The sequence below is a fragment of the Ferrimonas balearica genome, assembly GCF_019802055.1.
Classification (GTDB): domain Bacteria; phylum Pseudomonadota; class Gammaproteobacteria; order Enterobacterales; family Shewanellaceae; genus Ferrimonas; species Ferrimonas balearica_A.
Genome location: NZ_JAHVHW010000007.1, coordinates 96,386 through 114,883, shown reverse-complemented (window position 1 = coordinate 114,883; position 18,498 = coordinate 96,386). Strand labels below are relative to the sequence as shown.

Below are 18,498 nucleotides of genomic sequence, written 5' to 3'. Positions count from 1 at the left end.
AGATCAGCCGCCGAAGTCATCCAACAGGATGTTTTCATCTTCAACGCCCATCTCTTTCAGCATGTTGATCACGGCGGCGTTCATCACCGGCGGCCCACACATGTAGTACTCACAATCTTCAGGCGCGTCATGGTTCTTCAGATAGTTCTCGTACAACACGTTGTGAATAAAGCCGGTGTAGCCGTCCCAGTTGTCCTCAGGCTGAGGATCAGACAGGGCAACATGCCACTTGAAGTTATCGTTCTCCGCCGCCAGGCCATCAAAGTCTTCCACGTAGAACATCTCACGCTTGGAACGGGCACCGTACCAGAAGCTGATCTTACGCTTGGAGTTAAGGCGCTTGAGCTGGTCGAAGATGTGAGAGCGCATCGGAGCCATACCGGCACCACCACCGATGAAGACCATTTCAGCGTCGGTTTCCTTGGCGAAGAACTCACCGAAGGGACCGGAGATGGTGACCTTGTCACCCGGCTTGAGGCTCCAGATGTAGGAAGACATCTTACCACAAGGCAGGGACAGGTTGTTCGGCGGCGGCGTAGCGATACGCACGTTCAGCATGATGATGCCATGCTCTTCCGGGTAGTTGGCCATGGAGTAGGCACGGATGGTTTCGTCATCCACCTTGGACTCCAGGTTAAAGAAGCCAAAGCGCTCCCAGTCACCACGGTACTCTTCCGGGATATCAAAATCCTTGTACTTCACATGGTGAGCCGGTGCTTCGATCTGGATGTAGCCACCCGCACGGAACGGTACAGACTCGCCTTGCGGGATCGCCAGCTTGAGCTCTTTAATGAAAGTGGCCTTGTTGTCGTTGGAGACAACGGTGCACTCCCACTTCTTGATGCCAAACACCTCTTCAGGCAGCTCGATCTCCATGTCGCTCTTCACCGCCACCTGACAGGCCAGACGACAGCCTTCGCGGGCTTCACGCTTGGTGATGTGGTCCAGTTCGGTCGGCAGAATGTCGCCACCGCCGGACTTCACTTTCACACGACACTGACCGCATGAGCCACCACCACCACAGGCGGAGGAGATGAATACGCCGTTATTGGCCAGGCTGCCCAGCAGCTTGTCGCCAGGGTTGGTTACGATCCCTTTTTCCGGATCGCCATTAATATCAATGCGAACGTCTCCGCTTGCCACCAGCTTGGATTTGGCGAACAGAATCACCAATACCAGCACGGTCACAATCGCGGTAAACATTCCTACGCCGAGTACAATTTCCATCGACTAATCCTTTTACTTCCTATGCGACGGCCGCTTACAGCGACACCCCGGAGAAGGACATAAAGCCCAGAGCCATCAGGCCAGCGGTGATAAAGGTGATCCCCAAACCACGCAGCCCGTCCGGCACGTCAGCGTATTTCATCTTCTCGCGGATACCCGCCAGCAACACCAGAGCCAGCGCCCAACCAGTGCCCGCACCCAGGCCGTAGACCACGGACTCAGCGAAGGTGTACTCCTTCTGAGCCATAAAGGACACGGCACCGAAGATGGCGCAGTTTACGGTGATGAGCGGCAGGAAGATCCCCAGCGCGTTGTAGAGCGGCGGGAAGTACTTATCCAAAGCCATCTCCAGAATCTGAACCAGGGCCGCAATCACACCGATAAAGGTGATGAACTGCAGGAAGCTCAGATCCGCATCCGGCAGGCCGGCCCACTTCAGGGCACCTGGAGCCAGGATGTTGGTGTAGATCAACTGGTTAACCGGTACTGCCAGAGTCAGTACCACAATCACGGCCACACCCAGACCCATGGCGGTGGTCACTTTCTTGGAAACCGCCAGGAAGGTACACATCCCCAGGAAGAAGGAGAGGGCCATGTTTTCGATAAAGATCGCCCGGATAAACAGGCTGATATAGTGTTCCATGTTCGCTCCTTACTCCTTGGGCTCAACCTGTTCCGGCTTCCAGGTGCGCAGCGCCCAGATGATGAAGCCAATCAGGAAGAAGGCGCTGGGGGCCAGCAGCATCAGACCGTTCGGCTGATACCAACCACCCTCGGAGGCCTTAGAGAAGATCTCCACACCGTACAGGGTGCCGCTGCCAAACAGCTCGCGGAAGAACCCTACGGTCAGCAGGATAAAGCCGTAGCCCAGGCCGTTACCGACGCCATCAACGAAGCTCACCAGCGGCGGGCTCTTCATGGCAAAGGCTTCAGCGCGGCCCATTACGATACAGTTGGTGATGATCAAACCAACGAATACCGCCAGCTGCTTGGAGATGTCATAGGCGTACGCCTTGAGCACCTGGTCCACCACGATTACCAGCGAGGCGATAACGGTCATCTGAACGATGATTCGGACGCTGCCGGGAATGTGGTTTCGCATCAGCGAGATAAACAGGTTGGAAAACGCGGTCACGAAGATGAGCGCCAGCGTCATCACGGTGGACGTTTCCATCTTGGTGGTTACCGCCAGAGCGGAACAGACACCCAGAACCTGCAGAGCAATCGGGTTGTTACCGAAGATCGGTCCGACCAGGACCTCTTTCAAGGATTTCTCAGCCATTGTTCAGCTCTCCTTTGCGGGCCTTAGCCAGGAAGGCTGCATAACCTTCTTCACCCATCCAGAAATCGAGGCTGTACTGCACACCGTTGCTGGTCAGAGTGGCGCCGGACAGGCCATCTACACCGTGGATGTCTCCTTGGCGAGCACCGCCTTTGACAACTTTGATGGCCAGTTCGCCATTGTCGTCAAACAGCTTCTTACCCACCCACTGCGCTTTCCAGCGCGAGTTCTCAACTTCAGCACCCAGACCCGGGGTTTCACCCTGGTCGTAGTACACCAGCGCCTTGATGGTGTTGAAGTCGGGCTCCAGAGCCACGAACGCATACATGGTGGACCACAGACCGTAGCCGTGGATCGGCAGGATGATGGTTTCCAGTTCGCCGTTCTCGTCCTTCACCAGGTACACCAGGCCTTTGTCGGCACGGCGCTTGATGGAGGCGACGTCGTTGGCCGGAACGGAGGAGGTCGCCGGGTCACGAGCGGCCTTACGCTGGTCGTAAGTGGTCGCGTCGATGCTGCTGTCGATCTCACCGCTGTCGAAGTCAATGACCCGAGCGTCGATGTAACGGTTGAAGGTGGCCTGAATGCCGCCGTCCACTTTATCCAGCAGACCTGCCGCTTCCAGTACGTAACGCTGGGTGTCTTCCGCCTTGTTGCGCTCCTGCAGAGGCTTGAGGGCAACCGCGGCACCGGACACCACCAGGGAGCACACCAGGCAGAGGCCAATCACCACGCCCAGAGTTTTGCCAAAGGTATCGTTTTTCTTAGACATTGCGTGCCAGTCTCCGCTTGATGTTGGCCTGCGCCACAAAGTGGTCAAACAGCGGCGCCCACAGGTTGGCGAACAGAATCGCCAGCATGATCCCTTCCGGGAATGCGGGATTCACCACCCGAACCAGCACGGTCATGACACCGATCAGGATGCCGTAGGCCCACTTACCGGGGTTGGTAAAGGAGGCGGAAACCGGATCCGTGGCCATGAAGAACATACCGAAAGCGAAGCCACCCATAACCAGGTGCCAGGTCCACGGCAGGTTAAACATCGGGTTGGTGTCAGAGCCAATCAGGTTAAACAGAGAGGCGATGGCGATCATGCCCACCATGACACCGGCAACGATGCGCCAGGAGGCGATGCGGGTGTACATGATGGCCAGGCCGCCGATGGCCAGGGCCAGAGTGCTGGTTTCACCAACGGAACCCTCGATAAAGCCCAGGAACGCATCCTGCCAGGCCGGATCGGAGAACGCGGCGTACCAGGCGTAGTTGGCGAAATCCATGGTACCGGCGGCTGCCTGACCCAGCATGGTGGCGCCGGAGTAGCCGTCGGCCACAACCCAAACCGCATCACCGGAGATCTGAGCCGGGTAAGCGAAGTACAGGAACGCACGACCGGCCAGAGCAGGGTTCAGGAAGTTACGGCCAGTACCGCCGAACAGTTCCTTCGCCACCACAACGCCGAAGGTGATACCCAGAGCCACCTGCCACAGCGGAATGGTCGCCGGCAGAGTCAGGGCAAACAGGACGGACGTCACGAAGAAGCCTTCGTTCACCTCGTGCTTGCGCACGGAGGCAAACAGCACTTCCCAGAAACCACCCACCGCGAAGGTCACGGCGTAGATGGGCAGGAAGAAACAGGCACCGTAGAACATCAGTCCCAGTACACCAGTATCGGTGCTCAGGCTGCCACCCAGCAGTTCAAACAGGGCAACCTGCCACATGTCCGGGGTGCCAAAACCGGCAGCCAGAGCTTCCTGAGCCTGCCAGCCGACGTTGTACATACCGAAGAACAGGGCCGGGAAGGTACACAGCCAAACGGTGATCATCATCCGCTTCAGGTCGATGTTGTCGCGGACGTGCGTGGTACCACGGGTGGTTTTACCCGGGGTATAGAGAATGGTGGCCGCGGCTTCATAGAGCGCATACCACTTTTCGTATTTCCCGCCCTTCTCAAAGTCGGGCTCAATACGCTCAATAAAATGCTTCAGACTCATTAGCCTTCCCTCTCGATGATCTCAAGGCAGCTGCGCAGCTCGTGACCGTAGTCGTACTTGCCGGGGCAAACGAAGGTACACAGGGCCAGATCTTCCTCATCCAACTCCAGCGCACCCAGCAGTTGGGCGTTGTCGGTGTCACGGGCGATAAGATCCCGCAGCAGCAGAGTCGGCAGGATGTCCAGAGGCATAACACGCTCATACTGACCGATCGGCACCATGGCGCGGTCGGAACCGCCGGTGCTGGTGGTCATATCGAACAGCTTGCTCGGGCTGAAGTGGGACAGGAAAGTGCGGGTGAAGGAGAACTTGTTGGCACCAGGCAGAACCCAGCCAAACAGCTCTTTCTCATCGCCTTCGGTCAGCGCACAAACCTGGTTGTGGTAGCGACCGAGGAACGCGTGAGGACCCACGGCAGTGCGGCCAGCCAGCACGGAGCCGGAGATCACCCGGACGTGGTTGTGGCTCAGTTCACCTGCCGTCAGTTGAGTCAGGTCCGCGCCCATTGAGGTGCGCAGCAGACGGGGCTTCACGACCGCCGGGCCGGCCAGGGCGACCACACGGTCAACGTGCAGTTCACCGGTAGTGAACAGCTTTCCGATGGCGATGACGTCCTGGTAACCGATGTGCCATACGGTGCGGGATGCACTGGCTGGCAGCAGGTTGTGAATGTGAGTGCCCGGCAGACCTGCCGGATGCGGACCGGCAAACTGAGCCGCCTCAACACCTGCCACATCTGCACCGGCAACCTGTTCGGCACCGCTGCAGAGGAAAACCTTACCCTCGGTGAGTCGAGTCAGCACAGTCAGGCCCTGCTTAAAGGCCTCGGACTGGTCTGCGATTACGACTTTCGGGTCCGCAGCAAGCGGGTTGGTGTCGATGGCAGTAACAAAAATGCCCGCCGGAATGCTGTCCAATGCGGGCACTTTGCTGAACGGACGGGTGCGCAGAGCGGTCCACAGACCACTGGCAACCAGGTTGTCCTGAACAGCCTGACGCTCCAGCGAAGTCAGCGCGGAGGCGTCGTAGCGGGCGAAGGTTTCTTGTTCGTCGCCATCAACGTCGATGACCACGGATTGGAGGACGCGCTTGGCACCCCGGTTAATCGCACTGACAATCCCGCTGGCGAAGGCTGTATATTGGACGCCCGGATTCTTCTTGTCTTCGAAGATCACCTGGCCTTTCTTAACGCGATCCCCTTCCTTTACGGACATAGTGGGGCGCATGCCAATATACTCTTCACCCAGGATCGCAACGCGAGCGATGGCGGGACCATCCTGGATTACTTGTTCTGGGCCGCCGCTGATGGGCAGGTCCAATCCTTGTTTTATTGTAATCATACTCACTGCACTGCTTTGTCTGGGAAGTCCATCTCGCCGCCCTTGCGCTTCGCGGCGCGACGGCTTTCTTGACATCGTTCTCACTTACGCCGCGGGACACCCGGTAGCGCAAAAAAATCCCAAAATTTGCGACCTGCGTCACGGCGACTCGGGCGCATAATACCGCAAAGGCCCCACTGCTGCCATGAAAAATGGCTTTACCTTTACGAGGTGATGGCCTAATGGACACAATCGATTAATATCGACCATGTTTTGGCCTTTTTTGTAGAATTATTCACCACTAGGGGCCACCTCTCCGGCATCCCCTCACGTTTTTCCGACCGCTGGGTTATCCCTTCTGAGAGCTGAAACCGGTTCAGCAATTGGCGAAAATGACCGGTTGCCGTAGTCAACCGCCTTCAGTCAGGCAAATGCACGGTTTTCTCTGGGGTTAAGTGTGTTTCCCGTGGGTTAAACGGAGTCATTGTGCATTCGGCCCGATCAAAAACGCCTCGCAGTGCGAGGCGTTTTATTGACCAATCTCAGACTCAGAGTTCAGACAGGCGTTCCGGGCTGAGCGTCAGTTCGTCATTCTGGTTGACGCCAATCCCGCGCTCCAGGATCCCTTTGGCAATCTGCTGGGCTTCCAGCAGGGAGTGCATGGCATAGGTGCCGCATTGGTACTCGTTGAGTTCCGGAATGTCGCTCTGTGCTTTCACCTCAAGCACATCCTCCATGCTGGCGCGCCAGGCATCCGCGACCTGGGCTTCCGAAGGGGTGCCAATCAGACTCATATAGAAACCGGTGCGGCAGCCCATCGGAGAGATGTCGATGATCTCGACCGTCTCGCCATTGAGGTGCTCACGCATAAAGCCGGCGAACAGGTGTTCCAGAGTGTGGATACCCTTTTCGCTCAGGATCTCCGCATTCGGCAGACAGAACCGCAGGTCGAATACGGTGATGGTGTCTCCCTTAGGGGTGGCCATGGTCTTCGCTACCCGCACTGCCGGGGCGGCCATCCTGGTGTGATCCACAGTAAAGCTGTCGAGCAGGGGCATGGAGATCTCCTTCTATACGTCTATCCATCCAGAGTGCAAAAGGTAACCCCGCCAATGTGGCGGGGTCAATGCTGCTTACTGGCGGATGTCGTTGTAGGCCTCTTCCGACAGAGAGTGATATCGCCACACCCCCTCCTGGTAGGCCCGATAATTCTCGTAGACCTTCTTCATCAGGGGGTCCTTGGCCACCTCTTCAGCCATCACCTCGTCGTTGGCGGCGCGCAGCACTTCAATCACGTCATCCGGCCACTGCCTCAGCTCCACACCGTGTTCGTTCACCAGGGTGTCCAGAGCGGCAATGTTTCGGGTGGTGTACTCGTCCAGCATGTCCTGGTTAACCGCCTGAGCAGCGGTTTCCACAATCGCCTGCAGATCCGACGGCAGGGCTTCAAACGCCGCCTTATTTACCAGGAACTCCAGCGTGGTGCCCGGCTCATGCCAGCCCGGGTAGTAGTAAAACTTGGCAGCTTTATGCAGGCCGAAAGCCAGGTCGTTGTAGGGGCCAACCCACTCGGTCGCATCAATGGCGCCGGTCTGCAGTGCGGTAAAGAGCTCTCTTCCCGGCAGGGTCACCGGTACTCCGCCGATACGGGACAAGACCTCTCCCCCCAGCCCCGGCAACCGCATCTTCAGCCCCTTAAGGTCCTCAATGCCGTTGATCTCCTTGTTGAACCAGCCCCCCATCTGTACGCCGGTATTGCCTCCGACCATAGGGATGATGCCAAAGGGCGCGTACACTTCCCGCCACAGGGCCATGCCGCCACCGTAGTTCAGCCAGCCGTTCATCTCCTGGGCATTCATACCAAAGGGTATGGAAGCAAAGAACTGGGCGGCAGGGGCTTTGCCCTTCCAGTAGTAGGCGGCGCTGTGCCCCATCTCGGCAGTGCCCTGACTGACCGCATCAAATACCTCAAACGCGGGAACCAGATCACCCGCTCCATAGACAGTAACGGTCAGTCGCCCGCCAGACATGGCGTTCACCCTTTCCGCAAACCGCTCCGGCGCCATCCCCAAACCGGGGAAGTTCTTGGGCCAGGAGGTCACCAGCTTCCATTGGTACGTCTGCTGCGGTTCTGCGTCGGGGGCCGCAGTTTCGACCTGGGGACCCGGCTGACAGCCCAGCAGTGTTGTCGTCAATATCAGCAGGCTCAGTGCAATCCTTCTCATGTTGTTCTCCTCGAGTTAGCCGTAGATCCGCTCAGGCAGCCAGGTGGCCAGTTCCGGCCATAGCGCCAACAGCAACATCATCAGGATCTGCAGGGCAATAAAAGGGGCCACGCCCCGGTACAGGGTGGCACTGTCCAATGAAGGCGGCGCCACACCACGTAAATAGAAGAGGGCGAAACCGAATGGCGGCGTCAGGAAGGAGGTCTGCAGGTTTAACCCCAGCATGATCCCCAGCCAGACCGGATCCAGCCCCAGCATCAATAATGTCGGCGCCACCATGGGCACCACCACAAAGGTGATCTCGATAAAGTCGAGGATGAAGCCCAGCAGGAAGATCACCAGCATCACCACCAGTGTCGCCCCAACCACGCCTCCGGGTAGGTCTGACAGAGCACTATGGATCAGTGTCTCGCCGCCCAACCCCCGGAACACCAGGGAAAACAGCGCCGCGCCCACCAAAATCATAAACACCATGGCAGTCACTCGAACCGATTCCCTCAGTGCCTGCAACAGCGCCTGCCAGCCCAGACTGCGCTTTGCCAGCGCCAGCGCCAGAGCGCCAAACGCCCCCACTGCCGCCGCTTCAGTTGGTGTCGCCAAACCCATCAGGATCGATCCCAACACCATCAGGATTAACGCGATGGGCGGCACCAACGCCTTGAGCAGGTTCAGAAAAAAAGCGTAGTCCAGTGTGACCGTTTCCGTCGCGGCGAAACGCTCAGGGCGCCGCCAGGAGAGCAGCAGGGTATAGACGATGTAGAGTCCGACCAGAACCAGCCCCGGGATCAGCGCTCCGGCAAAGAGATCCCCAACAGAGACCGTTCGCGGAGAAAACACCCCCATCTTCAACTGGGCCTGCTGGTACGCGGAGGAAAGTACATCCCCCAGCAACACCAGAGCGATGGAGGGCGGAATGATCTGACCCAGGGTGCCGGTGGCGCAGATCGCCCCGGACGCATAGGCGGGGTGATAGCCACGCTTGAGCATGGCGGGCAGCGACAGCAACCCCATGGTGACCACGGTAGCCCCCACGATCCCGGTACTGGCTGCCAGCAGCACCCCAACCAGCATCACCGAGATGGCCAGCCCGGCGCGCAAACGCCCAAACAGCTGTCCCATCGCCTCCAGCAGTTGCTCCGCCTGACGCGACCGTTCCAGGATCACTCCCATCAGCACAAACAGGGGAACCGCCATCAGGGTCTGATTGTTGATGATCCCGTAGAGTCGATTGGGCAGCGCGCCAAGAAAGGCGCCGTCGAGGTGACCCGTAGCAGAGCCGATAAACGCAAACCAGAGGGCAGTGCCGCCCAGGGCAAAGGCCACCGGATAGCCGCACAGCAGCACCAGACAGACCACGAGGAACAGCAATATCGCCATCATGCCGCTTGCCCCCCTTTCAAGGTCACAACCGCTTTGGCGATCTCCGCCAGCGCCTGCAACACAAGGGTCGCTACCATCGCCATGATCAGCGATTTCTGCAGATAGACCAGCGCCAGCCCGCCCGCTTCAGGGGAGGCCTCCAACCCGGCCCAACTCGCCATCACATAGCGCCAACTTTGCCAGGCGATAAACCCCATAAAAGGCAGCAACAGCAGCAGGGTGCCGAGGAGATCCACCCAGGCCCGACGACGAACGCTCCAGTTGCGATAGAAGATGTCGACCCGAACATGGCCGTTGTGTTTGAGGGTAAAGCCGGCACCAAGGGTGAAGAGCGCGCCGTGAAGATAGAGCACCGTCTCCTGCAGAGCGATAGACCCGGTTTCCAGCCCATAACGCAGCACAACAACGGCGGTCGCCAACAGCAACATCGCCAGCATCAGCAAGGCACAGAGCGTGCCGAGCCACTCGCTGACGCGATCTATCCAGGACAGAGGAGTTGTAGACATCGGGACCCGCTACCAAAAGACAACTTAACCTTTTGATAACAAATCCCGACTGGGAAAGAAATCCTTAAGAGGGGCGGGTTAGCCCAGGCAGCTGGGCGTGCGGGGGGCCTGCTGCTGTTCGGACCACTCAGCGGGGGTGTAGGTGTGCAACGCCAAAGCGTGCAGCGTGCCCGCCAGCTCCTGAGCCAGCGCCGCATTGACCGCGCGGTGACGGGTCAGCAGGCGCTGCCCCTCAAACTGCTCGGAAACCAGAATCAATTTGAAGTGGCTCTCCTCCGCAGGCCCACGGTGCATGTGACTCTCATTGATCACTTCCATATGGGTTGGGGAGAACTCGGCTTGGATCTTGGTTTCAATGATGTTTTGCATGCTCATAAAGCGTTCCTGTCGACGGCCTGTGACGCCGCTCACAATGGGCGATGGGAGCGAGTTATACCGCCTGAGACGAGTGTGGGCAAGGGTGATGGAAACCCGGCTGGATCTGTCTGAAGGTCAGACTCACCCGCTCCGATACGGGCCGAGCAGTGGGTGCCAGGCAGTGGTACACCCCGGGCGAGAGCCAAAGCAGACTGCCGGAGGGCAGGTCCACCCCATGGCTGTCTTTGGCGTCAAAGCGCAGCCGTAACCGACGGGTGCCCCCCAAAGAGAGGATCGCCAGGTCGGGGGCCAACTCCGGTTCATTATCCCGGTGCCAGCCCATACGGTCCTGACCGTGGCGATAGCGGTTTACCAGCACCGCATTAAAGCCCTCACCCAGGCGATCCATCAGTGCCTGTATGGCATCGGGCACCGGCTCCGGTGACAGCAGCAATCCTGAGTAACGGTACTCGCAGCCGGGGTGTCCCAGGTAGCACTGTTGTCGGGGGATGGGGTGACGACGACCAAAGATCTGCACATCGGGCTGCTGCCAAGGTAAGGCATCAAGAACCGGCCACAGTGCTGACTGCGCCTCGGCAGGGATCCAGTTCGGGATCACCCGGGCCAGCACACGGCCAGCATTGTCACGGATGCACTGTTCAGGATCGGGCATTTTTGCGAAAATTCCCCTTTTGGTTACGAGTCTCCCGCATGTCCCAGCTTACCGTCAACGGCACCGAACTTCGCCTTGAGCGCTTCCCGCCCCAGCCCCAGGATAGCCTGCAGGCCTGGGATGCCGCGGACGAACTGCTGCTCGGGGCCCACCAACTTCCTGAAGGCACCCTGCTGGTATTGAATGACCACTTTGGCGCACTGGCCTGCGGCCTGGCGGATCGTTCCTTGTGTTGGGTAAACGATAGCTTTGTGGCGCATCAGGCCCTGGAGCAGAATCTGGAACTGAACCAACTGGAGCCGGATCTCCAGGCACTGAAAATGCTGGATGAAGTGGATACGCCAATCGCCGGGGTGATGATCAAACTGCCCCGCAGTCTGCGTCTGCTGACTGCCCAACTGGATTGGCTGAACGCCCACCTGCCCGAGGGTACGCCGGTGGTGATCGGCGCCCGCCAGAAGGACATGCCCTCCAGCCTGCCCGATCTGACCCGCCAGCTGCTGGACGAGGTAAGTCCGTCCCGGGCCGTTAAGAAAGCCCGTCTGGTTTACGGTCAGCTCTGCGGACGTGTGAGCGGCCAGCCCACCCTGCTCGACTGGTTTTGCGAGCCGGTGGACGAAACCATCAGCAACTACCCCAATGTCTACGGTGCTAAAGCTCTGGATATCGGTGCCCGCTTGCTGCTGGCCCACCTGCCCAAAGCCAAAGGCCAGGTGGTGGATCTCGGTTGCGGTAACGGCGTGCTGTCGATGGCCATGCTGCAAGCCAACCCGGATGCAGAGATGGTGGCGGTGGATGAATCCTGGGATGCCGTTCGATCGACCAACCTCAACCTGGCTAAGGTGGCCGACAGTGATCGCTTCGAAGTGGTCTGGAACGACTGTCTCTCCGGCATGGACGGCGGGCAGGCGGATTGGGTGCTGTGCAACCCCCCGTTCCATCAGCAACAAGCCGTCACCGACCATATTGCCTGGCAGATGTTCCGTGATGCCAAACGGGTGTTGAAGAAAGGGGGGCGTCTGCGCATCGTCGGCAACCGCCATCTGGGTTACCACATCAAACTGACCCGCCTGTTTGGCGGCTGCACCACCATCGCCTCCAACGCCAAGTTTGTGGTGCTGGAAGCCCAGAAACGCTGAGCCTGTTCAGTCCGGGGCAGAATCAGGTATTCTGCCCCGCAACGGTTACAACAGGGATAACCCAATGAAAAACGTCCTTTTCGCCGCCGCCCTGGTGCTGAGTGGCTGCGCCAGTCATCCCCAGAGTCTGATTCTGGCCCCCACTGAGCCGATGTCTGGGCTGAGCGCAGCTCACGCCACCAGCGTCGAGCTGACCTCAACAGACCACCGTACTGACACCTTCCTGGTGCGCATTCAGGACGGGGATGGCCCAGCCCAGTTGATCAACGCCTCCAGCAACCCCCGCGCCCTGCTCGAATCGGGCCTGCGTGATGGTCTGAGCCGGCAGGGCTACGCCATGAGCGGCCAGGGTCAGGTCCGCATGGCACTGACCCTGGAGGAGTTGCTGGTGGATGTGGATCAAAGCACCATGCGCCATACTGCAAACAGTCGCGCCACGGCCACGCTGGTGGTGGAGCAGGACAACCGCCAACTGGTTAAGCGATACCAGGCCCGTGGTGAGTTGAAAGGGGTACTCAAGGTGGAGTCCTCGGTTCTGGAACGGGAGGTGAACGATCGCCTCAACCAGTTGCTCAATGCCATGCTTAACGACCCCGAGTTGCACCAATTCATTCAGTAAGGAAACCGATATGACCCGTGCCCTCACTTTTGCGCTCACCCTCCTGTTCGCCAGCGTCGGTCTGGCGGCAGAGAAGGATCCCCGCATTCAACCTGGCAACCTGTTCCCTAAGGTGCAGTTGGAAACCAGCTTCGGCAACCTGGTGGTGGAGTTGGATCGCAGCCGGGCCGAACTGACCGTGGATAACTTCCTGCTTTACGTGGTGGATGGAGCCTACAACAACAGCGTATTCCACCGCGTTATCGGCGATTTCGTAGTGCAGGGTGGCGGCTACGATAAGGATTACAAACCGATCCCGGAGCGAGCGCCCGTGGTCAATGAGTCCGGTAATGGCCTCTCCAACAGCTACGGCACCATCGCCATGGCGCGCACCAATGAACCGCACACGGCAACCAATCAGTTCTACTTCAATGTGGCCGACAACGAACGTCTGGATCCCTCCAGCCGTCGCTGGGGTTACGCCGTATTTGGTGAAGTGGTTGAAGGCACAGAGGTTCTGGATGCCATGGCGGCGGTAGAAACCGGCCCGCACGATGAGGTGCCCGGCGACACTGTCCCTGTCACCCCGCTGATGCTGATCAAAGCCACACTGCTGCCGGAATAAACACCCGGTCGGGGCGGGCCTTGTATCCGCCCCCTTCCCCACCGTACTCTGAACCCTCCGCCACCTGGAAGCCCTGCCCATGATCCGACTGGCTCAACGCTTTGAACCCCTCTCTGTCTACCTGCATAAACGGGTTCTGGTGCTGCTGGCGTTAGGCTTCTCTTCCGGCCTGCCGCTGATGCTGGTCTTCGGCACCCTGTCCGCCTGGCTTCGGGAGGCGGGGATTGAGCGGGCCACCATCGGATTCCTGAGCTGGGTTACCCTGGCGTACAGCATCAAGTTTCTCTGGGCGCCGCTGGTAGATCGCCTGCCGATCCCGCTCCTCTCCCGAACCCTCGGCCGTCGCCGGGCCTGGCTGGTGCTGGCTCAGGTGATGCTGATGCTGGGGCTTTGGGGGATGTCGATGACCGACCCCATCGCCGACCTTCCGCTGCTTGTCGGGTTTGCATTGATGGTGGCATTTGCCTCCGCCACTCAGGATATTGTGGTGGATGCCTTCCGGATTGAAGCCGCGCCAGAGAAGATGCAGGCCGCCCTGGCCGCCGCCTACCAGATGGGTTATCGACTGGCGATGATCCTCTCCAGCGCGGGGGCGCTCGCCGTTGCCGCCTGGGCGGATCCGGACCCGTCCATCTACCGGGTGGAAGCCTGGCACACCGCCTACCTGGTGATGGCCGGCGCCATGGGTATCGGCCTGCTCACCACGCTGTTGGCCAGCGAGCCGGAGGTGAATCGACAGCAGGCGACCGACGCTCAGGCTGCCACACTGGAGCAACTCAGCCACCTTCCCGCTCCCCTGGCCCGATTTCTGGCCTGGGGCCACAGCGCCATCATCGCCCCCTTTAAGGACTTCTTTGAGCGTTACGGCAAACAGGCCCTGCTGATCCTGGCGCTGATCGCCTGCTATCGCATCTCTGATGTGGTAATGGGAGTGATGGCCAACGTGTTCTACATCGATATGGGGTTCTCCAAAGGGGAGATCGCCACCGTCTCCAAAGTGTTCGGCGTGATCATGACTCTGGTGGGCGCGGCCGTGGGCGGTGCGCTGGTGTTCCGCTTCGGCACCATTCCGATTCTGTTCCTGGGGGCCTCCCTGGTGGCCGCCACCAACCTGCTGTTCGCGCTGCAGGCCCACGTCGGTTACAACCTCACCCTGCTGGTGTTCGCCATCAGCGCGGATAACCTGAGCGCCGGCATCGCCACCTCCGCCTTTATCGCTTATCTGTCCAGCCTGGTGAACACCGCTTACTCGGCAACCCAGTACGCCCTGCTCTCCTCCATGATGTTGCTGTTCCCCAAATTTGTGGCGGGCTTCTCTGGATACCTGGTGGACCAGATCGGCTACATCTGGTTCTTTGTTTTTGCCAGCCTGCTCGGCGTACCCGTGCTGTTTCTGATACACCTGCTTCATAAACAGGGCCCCATCAAAGACCCAAACCAAGCAACGCAAGAACATCTCCATTCGACTCAAGCCGAGTGAACAGGGTAAGGTAGAACAATTCATTTGTTGCCAAGGACTTAGGCGATGACTCAGGTTCCTTTCTGGAGGCAGCCAGAGCAGCAGACGCTGTTGGCGGCCTCCTCCGGTGAGCACACCATGGCCAGGCTTCGGGTCTGGCTTATTCTGCTTATCACCCTGGTGCCCAGCTACAAGCTGTTGACCGGCACCGACCTGACTCCCGCCCTGGTGGTGAGTTACATTGCGCTTGCCATCGCCTTGATGTGGAGTGCCTTTCTGCGGCAACGCCGTTACGTTCCAGCCATGGCGTTCTTCTCAGTAACCCTCGATGTCTCCCTTATCACCGCCGGGCTCTGGCTGGACTTTATCTGCCGGGATACTCCTCTGGCGCTGGTCAATAACAAAGGGACATTTGCACTCTACTTTATCGCCATCACCGCCACCGCCCTGCGCTACGACCGACGACTCAGCCTCTATGGAGGTATTCTGGCCCTGATCACCTACAGCGGGATGATCCTGTTGGCCAGCCACCAGCTTGGCCACCAGCCCTCCGACCCACAGTGGGTTGTCCGCTATGGTGAGTTTTTTATGCCGGACCAGATCAGCCGGCTGCTGCTGTTGCTGATGGCCACGCTGCTGGCCTGGACCCTGGTAAATCGCGCCACGGCCCTGGAGCGCTCCTCTCTGAAAGATCCCCTCACCGGCCTCTACAATCGGGCGTTTCTGCGCCAACACCTGATGCTTACCGGTGAACGCGCCATTCGGAATAGTCAGCCCCTTACGGTTGTGATGCTGGATCTGGACCACTTCAAGCGGGTCAATGACCGCTATGGCCACGCGGTGGGTGACCGGTTACTCACCGCGTTTGCGCAGCGCCTGAAGGCGGGTCTCAGAGCCGGCGATCTGCTGGCTCGCTACGGGGGCGAAGAGTTTTGCCTGGTACTCAGTCAGACCTCGCTGGAGGAAGCCCGGGAGGTGCTGGCTAAACTGCATAAGCTGGTACAGAACCGTCCCTTTGAAGTGGGCGCCTCCTGCCCAATCTCCCTGACCTTCAGCGCCGGTGTCAGCGCCCTGAAGGGGGAGGGGGATACGCCTCAGGCCTTGATGGAGCGAGCGGACAACTGGCTGTTGGAAGCCAAACGCCATGGCCGGGACCACAGTCGCTTCGACCCCCAAACCGCGTAGAAAAACGCCCGCGTTGGCGGGCGTCGTCTTATCGGGCAAAGCCCCTATTAAGGAGAAGCATCAGTGGGCTTTCTCGCTCAGCCTCTCAATCCACTGACTGGGGCCAGCAACGATAAACTCGCACCGCTTGCCGGACGTAATGTCGTTACGCAAAAACCGATTGGGGCCCAGTCCGAACTGCTGATTAAACAGCTCAAACGTCACGTCCGAATCGGTCAAAGACAGCTTCCCATCCGCTCTGGCAACGCCTGCCTGTACAGTAGCAACAGCGGAAGTAATCACTTCGTCTGACATACTGTCTCCTCGTCCATGCTTTCCAGTCATCCTAGGCGTGAACTTTGTACTGATGCCAATGCCCCGCCTCAGGCATACAAAATCACTGTACGCGTTTGGAAAATGAGCGCCTTAACTAGACGCCCAGCTTAAGATTGAACGATTGCTCCGCGGCGATTGCGGCCATTTTCCCGCTCAGTTCGTGCGCCATAGGCGGCACGCTACCGCAGGCCCCGAACTCCGAAACAAACAGGAGAGTTTTTGCGTAGCGTGGGGCTGCGCCCGACGGAACCCATGGGAATTAGGGTTATATAACAAAACGGGCCACCCTAAGGCAGCCCGTTTTTGTGTTTAGCTTCAGTGATCAATCACGGAAGTTATTAAACTGCACCGGTTGGTCCAGGTTTTCGCCGCGCAGCAGTGCCATCACTTCCTGCAGGTCATCACGCTTCTTGCCCGTTACCCGGACTTTGTCGCCCTGGATGGAGGCCTGCACCTTGATCTTGGATTCCTTGATCAGTTTCACCAGTTTCTTGGCGAAGTCCTGTTCAATGCCCTGACGGAAGGTGGCGGGGCGGGAGACGGTCTTACCCGAAAACTCGGCCTTGCCCAGGCTCATGGCATCGGCGTCCACATTACGCTTGGCCAGGTTACCGCGCAGAATGCTCTCCATCTGCTGGATCTGGAACTCCGCCTCGGCCTTCATGGTCACCACCATATCCTTGTAGCTGAAGCTGGCTTCCACACCACGGAAATCGAAGCGGGTGTCCAGTTCACGGACGGCGTTGTCGACGGCGTTTTTGATTTCTACCGCATCCACTTCAGATACGATGTCAAATGACGGCATGGGATCCTCCTACCATAATGTTGGTGCAAGTGTACCTTACGACGGTCTGGCTGGCACGATTCCCGCTCCCTACCAAGGTCGCAACCGCCCTGTTTTTTGATGACAGACGCCATTTGGCTGCTTACTATCGCCCCATGCTGCAGATCATTACTCAACCCACAACCGATCAACGCCGCTTCGGACAACTGCTTCTGCTGCTGGCCCTGATCGTGACCTCCTACCTGGTGTTCTCCAAACCCGGGTACAGTCAGCCTTTCAACCACTTTGACAAGCTGGGGCACCTTGGCGCCTTTTTCTCCCTGGCCGCCCTGCTGCAACTGGCCACCAATTGGCGTCCGCTGACCCAACTGACTCTGCTGTTGGTCTACGCCGCCATCATTGAGGTGGTTCAGGCTCAACTGCCCTACCGCAGTGCCGAAATTGCGGACTTGGCAGCCGATATGCTTGGCGCGCTCTGCTTCCACTTGCTGTTGCTGCTGTTAAGGCGCTGGCAAGCCCGATGACCATCGGCATTCTTGGCGCAGGAGCGTTGGGCCAACTGTTGGCCCATGCCCTCAGCGATCAGGGTTTCGAAGTCTCCCTGTTGCGTCGTCCAGGACAGCCTCGGGTCCTCCGCTCTCATCAGCTGTTTTCCCTTTCCGGCGCCAAGCAACACCACGACTTTACCCACTGTGGCAGCGATCAGCCCCAGCCGCTGAGCGTCGTTCTGGTGCTGACCAAGGCGCAGGACTGTCTGAGCGCCTTGACGCCGCTTTTGGCCTGGCTTCCTGAGGATGTGCCGCTGGTGCTGCTACACAATGGCCTTGGGCCACAACAAGCCGCAGCAGGCCGTTGGCCTGAGCGCCCCTGGTGGGCGGGGAGTCTGACCGATGGCGCCCTGAAACTCGACGCCCATTCCGTGCGTCATACCGGTGCTGGCCAGCGTAGGGTCGGACCGCTTTCCGGTGTGGATACCGACACGCCGCTTCCTGCTTCCCTAGCCGCGTTGGGGTTTGTCTATGATGAGCAGATCCTGAAAGCCCTGTGGCAGAAACTGACGGTCAATCTGCTGATCAATCCACTGACCGCCCGGGAGCGCGTTTGCAATGGCGCCCTGCTGGCCGAGGGGTATCGAGGGGAGTTGGAAGCGCTCAGTGAGGAGATCGCCCTGGTCGGCCAATCACTGGGCCAGAAGGAACCGGCTCACGCCATTCTGGAGCGTGCCCTTGGTGTGGCAGAGGCCACGGCGGCCAACCACTCCTCGATGCTTCAGGATGTTCAGGCCGGCCGTCCCACCGAGTTGGGGGCGATCACCGGCTACCTGCTCGAAAGGGCGAGGGAACACAACCTGCCCTGCCCTTATCATCAGCGTCTGTACCAGCAGTTACAGCCCAATACCTGACAGAAAAAAGGCCTGCAGATGCAGGCCTTTT

The 18,498-nt window shown here is 59.1% G+C and carries 21 protein-coding genes; 7 read left to right on the top strand and 14 right to left on the bottom strand.

The window, feature by feature from the left end; genetic code table 11:
• Nucleotides 1–3: 3 nt before the first annotated feature.
• From nqrF to KUV52_RS08110, 12 genes are all read right to left on the bottom strand, one after another.
• Entirely contained in the window at nt 4–1,227 is a 1,224-nt protein-coding gene (gene nqrF / locus KUV52_RS08165; RefSeq protein WP_222525449.1) for an NADH:ubiquinone reductase (Na(+)-transporting) subunit F, read from the bottom strand.
• Nucleotides 1,228–1,261: 34 nt separating this feature from the next.
• Complete coding sequence (gene nqrE / locus KUV52_RS08160; RefSeq protein WP_222525448.1) at nt 1,262–1,870, bottom strand: NADH:ubiquinone reductase (Na(+)-transporting) subunit E; 609 nt, start codon at nt 1,868–1,870, stop codon at nt 1,262–1,264.
• A gap of 9 nt (nt 1,871–1,879) precedes the next feature.
• A complete protein-coding gene (locus KUV52_RS08155; protein WP_222525447.1) occupies nt 1,880–2,509 on the bottom strand; it encodes an NADH:ubiquinone reductase (Na(+)-transporting) subunit D in 630 nt (209 codons plus the stop codon).
• Nucleotides 2,502–3,281, bottom strand: a complete 780-nt coding sequence (locus tag KUV52_RS08150; RefSeq protein WP_222525446.1) for a Na(+)-translocating NADH-quinone reductase subunit C — start codon at nt 3,279–3,281, stop codon at nt 2,502–2,504. Before KUV52_RS08150 ends, KUV52_RS08155 begins: the two co-directional genes overlap by 8 nt.
• Entirely contained in the window at nt 3,274–4,500 is a 1,227-nt protein-coding gene (locus KUV52_RS08145; RefSeq protein ID WP_222525445.1) for an NADH:ubiquinone reductase (Na(+)-transporting) subunit B, read from the bottom strand. Before KUV52_RS08145 ends, KUV52_RS08150 begins: the two co-directional genes overlap by 8 nt.
• Nucleotides 4,500–5,840, bottom strand: a complete 1,341-nt coding sequence (locus KUV52_RS08140; RefSeq protein ID WP_222525444.1) for a Na(+)-translocating NADH-quinone reductase subunit A — start codon at nt 5,838–5,840, stop codon at nt 4,500–4,502. The genes KUV52_RS08145 and KUV52_RS08140 overlap by 1 nt, the downstream gene beginning before the upstream one ends.
• Before the next feature lie 527 nt (nt 5,841–6,367).
• Nucleotides 6,368–6,877 carry an S-ribosylhomocysteine lyase gene (luxS, locus tag KUV52_RS08135; RefSeq protein WP_222525443.1) on the bottom strand — a complete coding sequence of 170 codons (510 nt, stop codon included), beginning with the start codon at nt 6,875–6,877 and terminating at the stop codon, nt 6,368–6,370.
• A 75-nt stretch (nt 6,878–6,952) separates the two neighbouring features.
• Nucleotides 6,953–8,044: a TRAP transporter substrate-binding protein gene (locus tag KUV52_RS08130; RefSeq protein WP_222525442.1), complete on the bottom strand. Its 1,092-nt coding sequence runs from the start codon at nt 8,042–8,044 to the stop codon at nt 6,953–6,955.
• A 15-nt stretch (nt 8,045–8,059) separates the two neighbouring features.
• On the bottom strand, nt 8,060–9,424 hold the full coding sequence (locus tag KUV52_RS08125; RefSeq protein WP_222525441.1) for a TRAP transporter large permease subunit: 1,365 nt from the start codon (nt 9,422–9,424) through the stop codon (nt 8,060–8,062).
• Entirely contained in the window at nt 9,421–9,930 is a 510-nt protein-coding gene (locus KUV52_RS08120) for a TRAP transporter small permease subunit (protein ID WP_222525440.1), read from the bottom strand. Before KUV52_RS08120 ends, KUV52_RS08125 begins: the two co-directional genes overlap by 4 nt.
• Before the next feature lie 78 nt (nt 9,931–10,008).
• The gene (locus KUV52_RS08115; RefSeq protein ID WP_222525439.1) at nt 10,009–10,305 is read right to left on the bottom strand and encodes a BolA family protein; all 297 of its coding nucleotides are present in this window, start codon (nt 10,303–10,305) and stop codon (nt 10,009–10,011) included.
• Nucleotides 10,306–10,360: 55 nt separating this feature from the next.
• Nucleotides 10,361–10,960, bottom strand: coding sequence for an alpha-ketoglutarate-dependent dioxygenase AlkB family protein (locus KUV52_RS08110; RefSeq protein ID WP_222525438.1), 600 nt, complete (start codon nt 10,958–10,960; stop codon nt 10,361–10,363).
• Nucleotides 10,961–10,998: 38 nt separating this feature from the next.
• Here KUV52_RS08110 and KUV52_RS08105 point away from each other — a divergent pair, with 38 nt between their 5' ends.
• The 5 genes from KUV52_RS08105 to KUV52_RS08085 all read left to right on the top strand — a co-directional run bounded on the left by KUV52_RS08105 (nt 10,999) and on the right by KUV52_RS08085 (nt 15,966).
• Nucleotides 10,999–12,099 (top strand): methyltransferase, encoded by a 1,101-nt coding sequence (locus tag KUV52_RS08105; RefSeq protein WP_222525437.1) that lies wholly within the window; start codon nt 10,999–11,001, stop codon nt 12,097–12,099.
• Nucleotides 12,100–12,163: 64 nt separating this feature from the next.
• On the top strand, nt 12,164–12,718 hold the full coding sequence (locus tag KUV52_RS08100) for a YajG family lipoprotein (RefSeq protein WP_222525436.1): 555 nt from the start codon (nt 12,164–12,166) through the stop codon (nt 12,716–12,718).
• Nucleotides 12,719–12,728: 10 nt separating this feature from the next.
• Nucleotides 12,729–13,322, top strand: a complete 594-nt coding sequence (locus KUV52_RS08095; RefSeq protein ID WP_222525435.1) for a peptidylprolyl isomerase — start codon at nt 12,729–12,731, stop codon at nt 13,320–13,322.
• A gap of 79 nt (nt 13,323–13,401) precedes the next feature.
• The gene (locus KUV52_RS08090; protein ID WP_222525434.1) at nt 13,402–14,802 is read left to right on the top strand and encodes an AmpG family muropeptide MFS transporter; all 1,401 of its coding nucleotides are present in this window, start codon (nt 13,402–13,404) and stop codon (nt 14,800–14,802) included.
• A gap of 45 nt (nt 14,803–14,847) precedes the next feature.
• Complete coding sequence (locus KUV52_RS08085; protein ID WP_222525433.1) at nt 14,848–15,966, top strand: sensor domain-containing diguanylate cyclase; 1,119 nt, start codon at nt 14,848–14,850, stop codon at nt 15,964–15,966.
• A 60-nt stretch (nt 15,967–16,026) separates the two neighbouring features.
• On the opposite strand, the gene KUV52_RS08080 is transcribed toward KUV52_RS08085, so the two are convergent.
• Both KUV52_RS08080 and KUV52_RS08075 read right to left on the bottom strand, forming a co-directional pair.
• Complete coding sequence (locus KUV52_RS08080; RefSeq protein ID WP_222525432.1) at nt 16,027–16,260, bottom strand: hypothetical protein; 234 nt, start codon at nt 16,258–16,260, stop codon at nt 16,027–16,029.
• 343 nt (nt 16,261–16,603) lie between these two features.
• Nucleotides 16,604–17,086 (bottom strand): YajQ family cyclic di-GMP-binding protein, encoded by a 483-nt coding sequence (locus tag KUV52_RS08075; protein ID WP_222525431.1) that lies wholly within the window; start codon nt 17,084–17,086, stop codon nt 16,604–16,606.
• A gap of 17 nt (nt 17,087–17,103) precedes the next feature.
• Here KUV52_RS08075 and KUV52_RS08070 point away from each other — a divergent pair, with 17 nt between their 5' ends.
• Both KUV52_RS08070 and KUV52_RS08065 read left to right on the top strand, forming a co-directional pair.
• Nucleotides 17,104–17,589, top strand: coding sequence for a VanZ family protein (locus KUV52_RS08070; protein ID WP_261389943.1), 486 nt, complete (start codon nt 17,104–17,106; stop codon nt 17,587–17,589).
• Nucleotides 17,586–18,467 carry a ketopantoate reductase family protein gene (locus KUV52_RS08065; RefSeq protein ID WP_222525430.1) on the top strand — a complete coding sequence of 294 codons (882 nt, stop codon included), beginning with the start codon at nt 17,586–17,588 and terminating at the stop codon, nt 18,465–18,467. Before KUV52_RS08070 ends, KUV52_RS08065 begins: the two co-directional genes overlap by 4 nt.
• Nucleotides 18,468–18,498: the final 31 nt, after the last annotated feature.

Excerpts from the sequence above, each read along its gene's own strand:
- nqrF (WP_222525449.1), bottom strand. The coding sequence starts at position 1,227 with ATGGAAATTGTACTCGGCGTAGGAATGTTTACCGCGATTGTGACCGTG.
- nqrE (WP_222525448.1), bottom strand. The coding sequence starts at position 1,870 with ATGGAACACTATATCAGCCTGTTTATCCGGGCGATCTTTATCGAAAAC.
- KUV52_RS08155 (WP_222525447.1), bottom strand. The coding sequence starts at position 2,509 with ATGGCTGAGAAATCCTTGAAAGAGGTCCTGGTCGGACCGATCTTCGGT.
- KUV52_RS08150 (WP_222525446.1), bottom strand. The coding sequence starts at position 3,281 with ATGTCTAAGAAAAACGATACCTTTGGCAAAACTCTGGGCGTGGTGATT.
- KUV52_RS08145 (WP_222525445.1), bottom strand. The coding sequence starts at position 4,500 with ATGAGTCTGAAGCATTTTATTGAGCGTATTGAGCCCGACTTTGAGAAG.
- KUV52_RS08140 (WP_222525444.1), bottom strand. The coding sequence starts at position 5,840 with ATGATTACAATAAAACAAGGATTGGACCTGCCCATCAGCGGCGGCCCA.
- luxS (WP_222525443.1), bottom strand. The coding sequence starts at position 6,877 with ATGCCCCTGCTCGACAGCTTTACTGTGGATCACACCAGGATGGCCGCC.
- KUV52_RS08130 (WP_222525442.1), bottom strand. The coding sequence starts at position 8,044 with ATGAGAAGGATTGCACTGAGCCTGCTGATATTGACGACAACACTGCTG.
- KUV52_RS08125 (WP_222525441.1), bottom strand. The coding sequence starts at position 9,424 with ATGATGGCGATATTGCTGTTCCTCGTGGTCTGTCTGGTGCTGCTGTGC.
- KUV52_RS08120 (WP_222525440.1), bottom strand. The coding sequence starts at position 9,930 with ATGTCTACAACTCCTCTGTCCTGGATAGATCGCGTCAGCGAGTGGCTC.
- KUV52_RS08115 (WP_222525439.1), bottom strand. The coding sequence starts at position 10,305 with ATGAGCATGCAAAACATCATTGAAACCAAGATCCAAGCCGAGTTCTCC.
- KUV52_RS08110 (WP_222525438.1), bottom strand. The coding sequence starts at position 10,960 with ATGCCCGATCCTGAACAGTGCATCCGTGACAATGCTGGCCGTGTGCTG.
- KUV52_RS08105 (WP_222525437.1), top strand. The coding sequence starts at position 10,999 with ATGTCCCAGCTTACCGTCAACGGCACCGAACTTCGCCTTGAGCGCTTC.
- KUV52_RS08100 (WP_222525436.1), top strand. The coding sequence starts at position 12,164 with ATGAAAAACGTCCTTTTCGCCGCCGCCCTGGTGCTGAGTGGCTGCGCC.
- KUV52_RS08095 (WP_222525435.1), top strand. The coding sequence starts at position 12,729 with ATGACCCGTGCCCTCACTTTTGCGCTCACCCTCCTGTTCGCCAGCGTC.
- KUV52_RS08090 (WP_222525434.1), top strand. The coding sequence starts at position 13,402 with ATGATCCGACTGGCTCAACGCTTTGAACCCCTCTCTGTCTACCTGCAT.
- KUV52_RS08085 (WP_222525433.1), top strand. The coding sequence starts at position 14,848 with ATGACTCAGGTTCCTTTCTGGAGGCAGCCAGAGCAGCAGACGCTGTTG.
- KUV52_RS08080 (WP_222525432.1), bottom strand. The coding sequence starts at position 16,260 with ATGTCAGACGAAGTGATTACTTCCGCTGTTGCTACTGTACAGGCAGGC.
- KUV52_RS08075 (WP_222525431.1), bottom strand. The coding sequence starts at position 17,086 with ATGCCGTCATTTGACATCGTATCTGAAGTGGATGCGGTAGAAATCAAA.
- KUV52_RS08070 (WP_261389943.1), top strand. The coding sequence starts at position 17,104 with ATGTTGGTGCAAGTGTACCTTACGACGGTCTGGCTGGCACGATTCCCG.
- KUV52_RS08065 (WP_222525430.1), top strand. The coding sequence starts at position 17,586 with ATGACCATCGGCATTCTTGGCGCAGGAGCGTTGGGCCAACTGTTGGCC.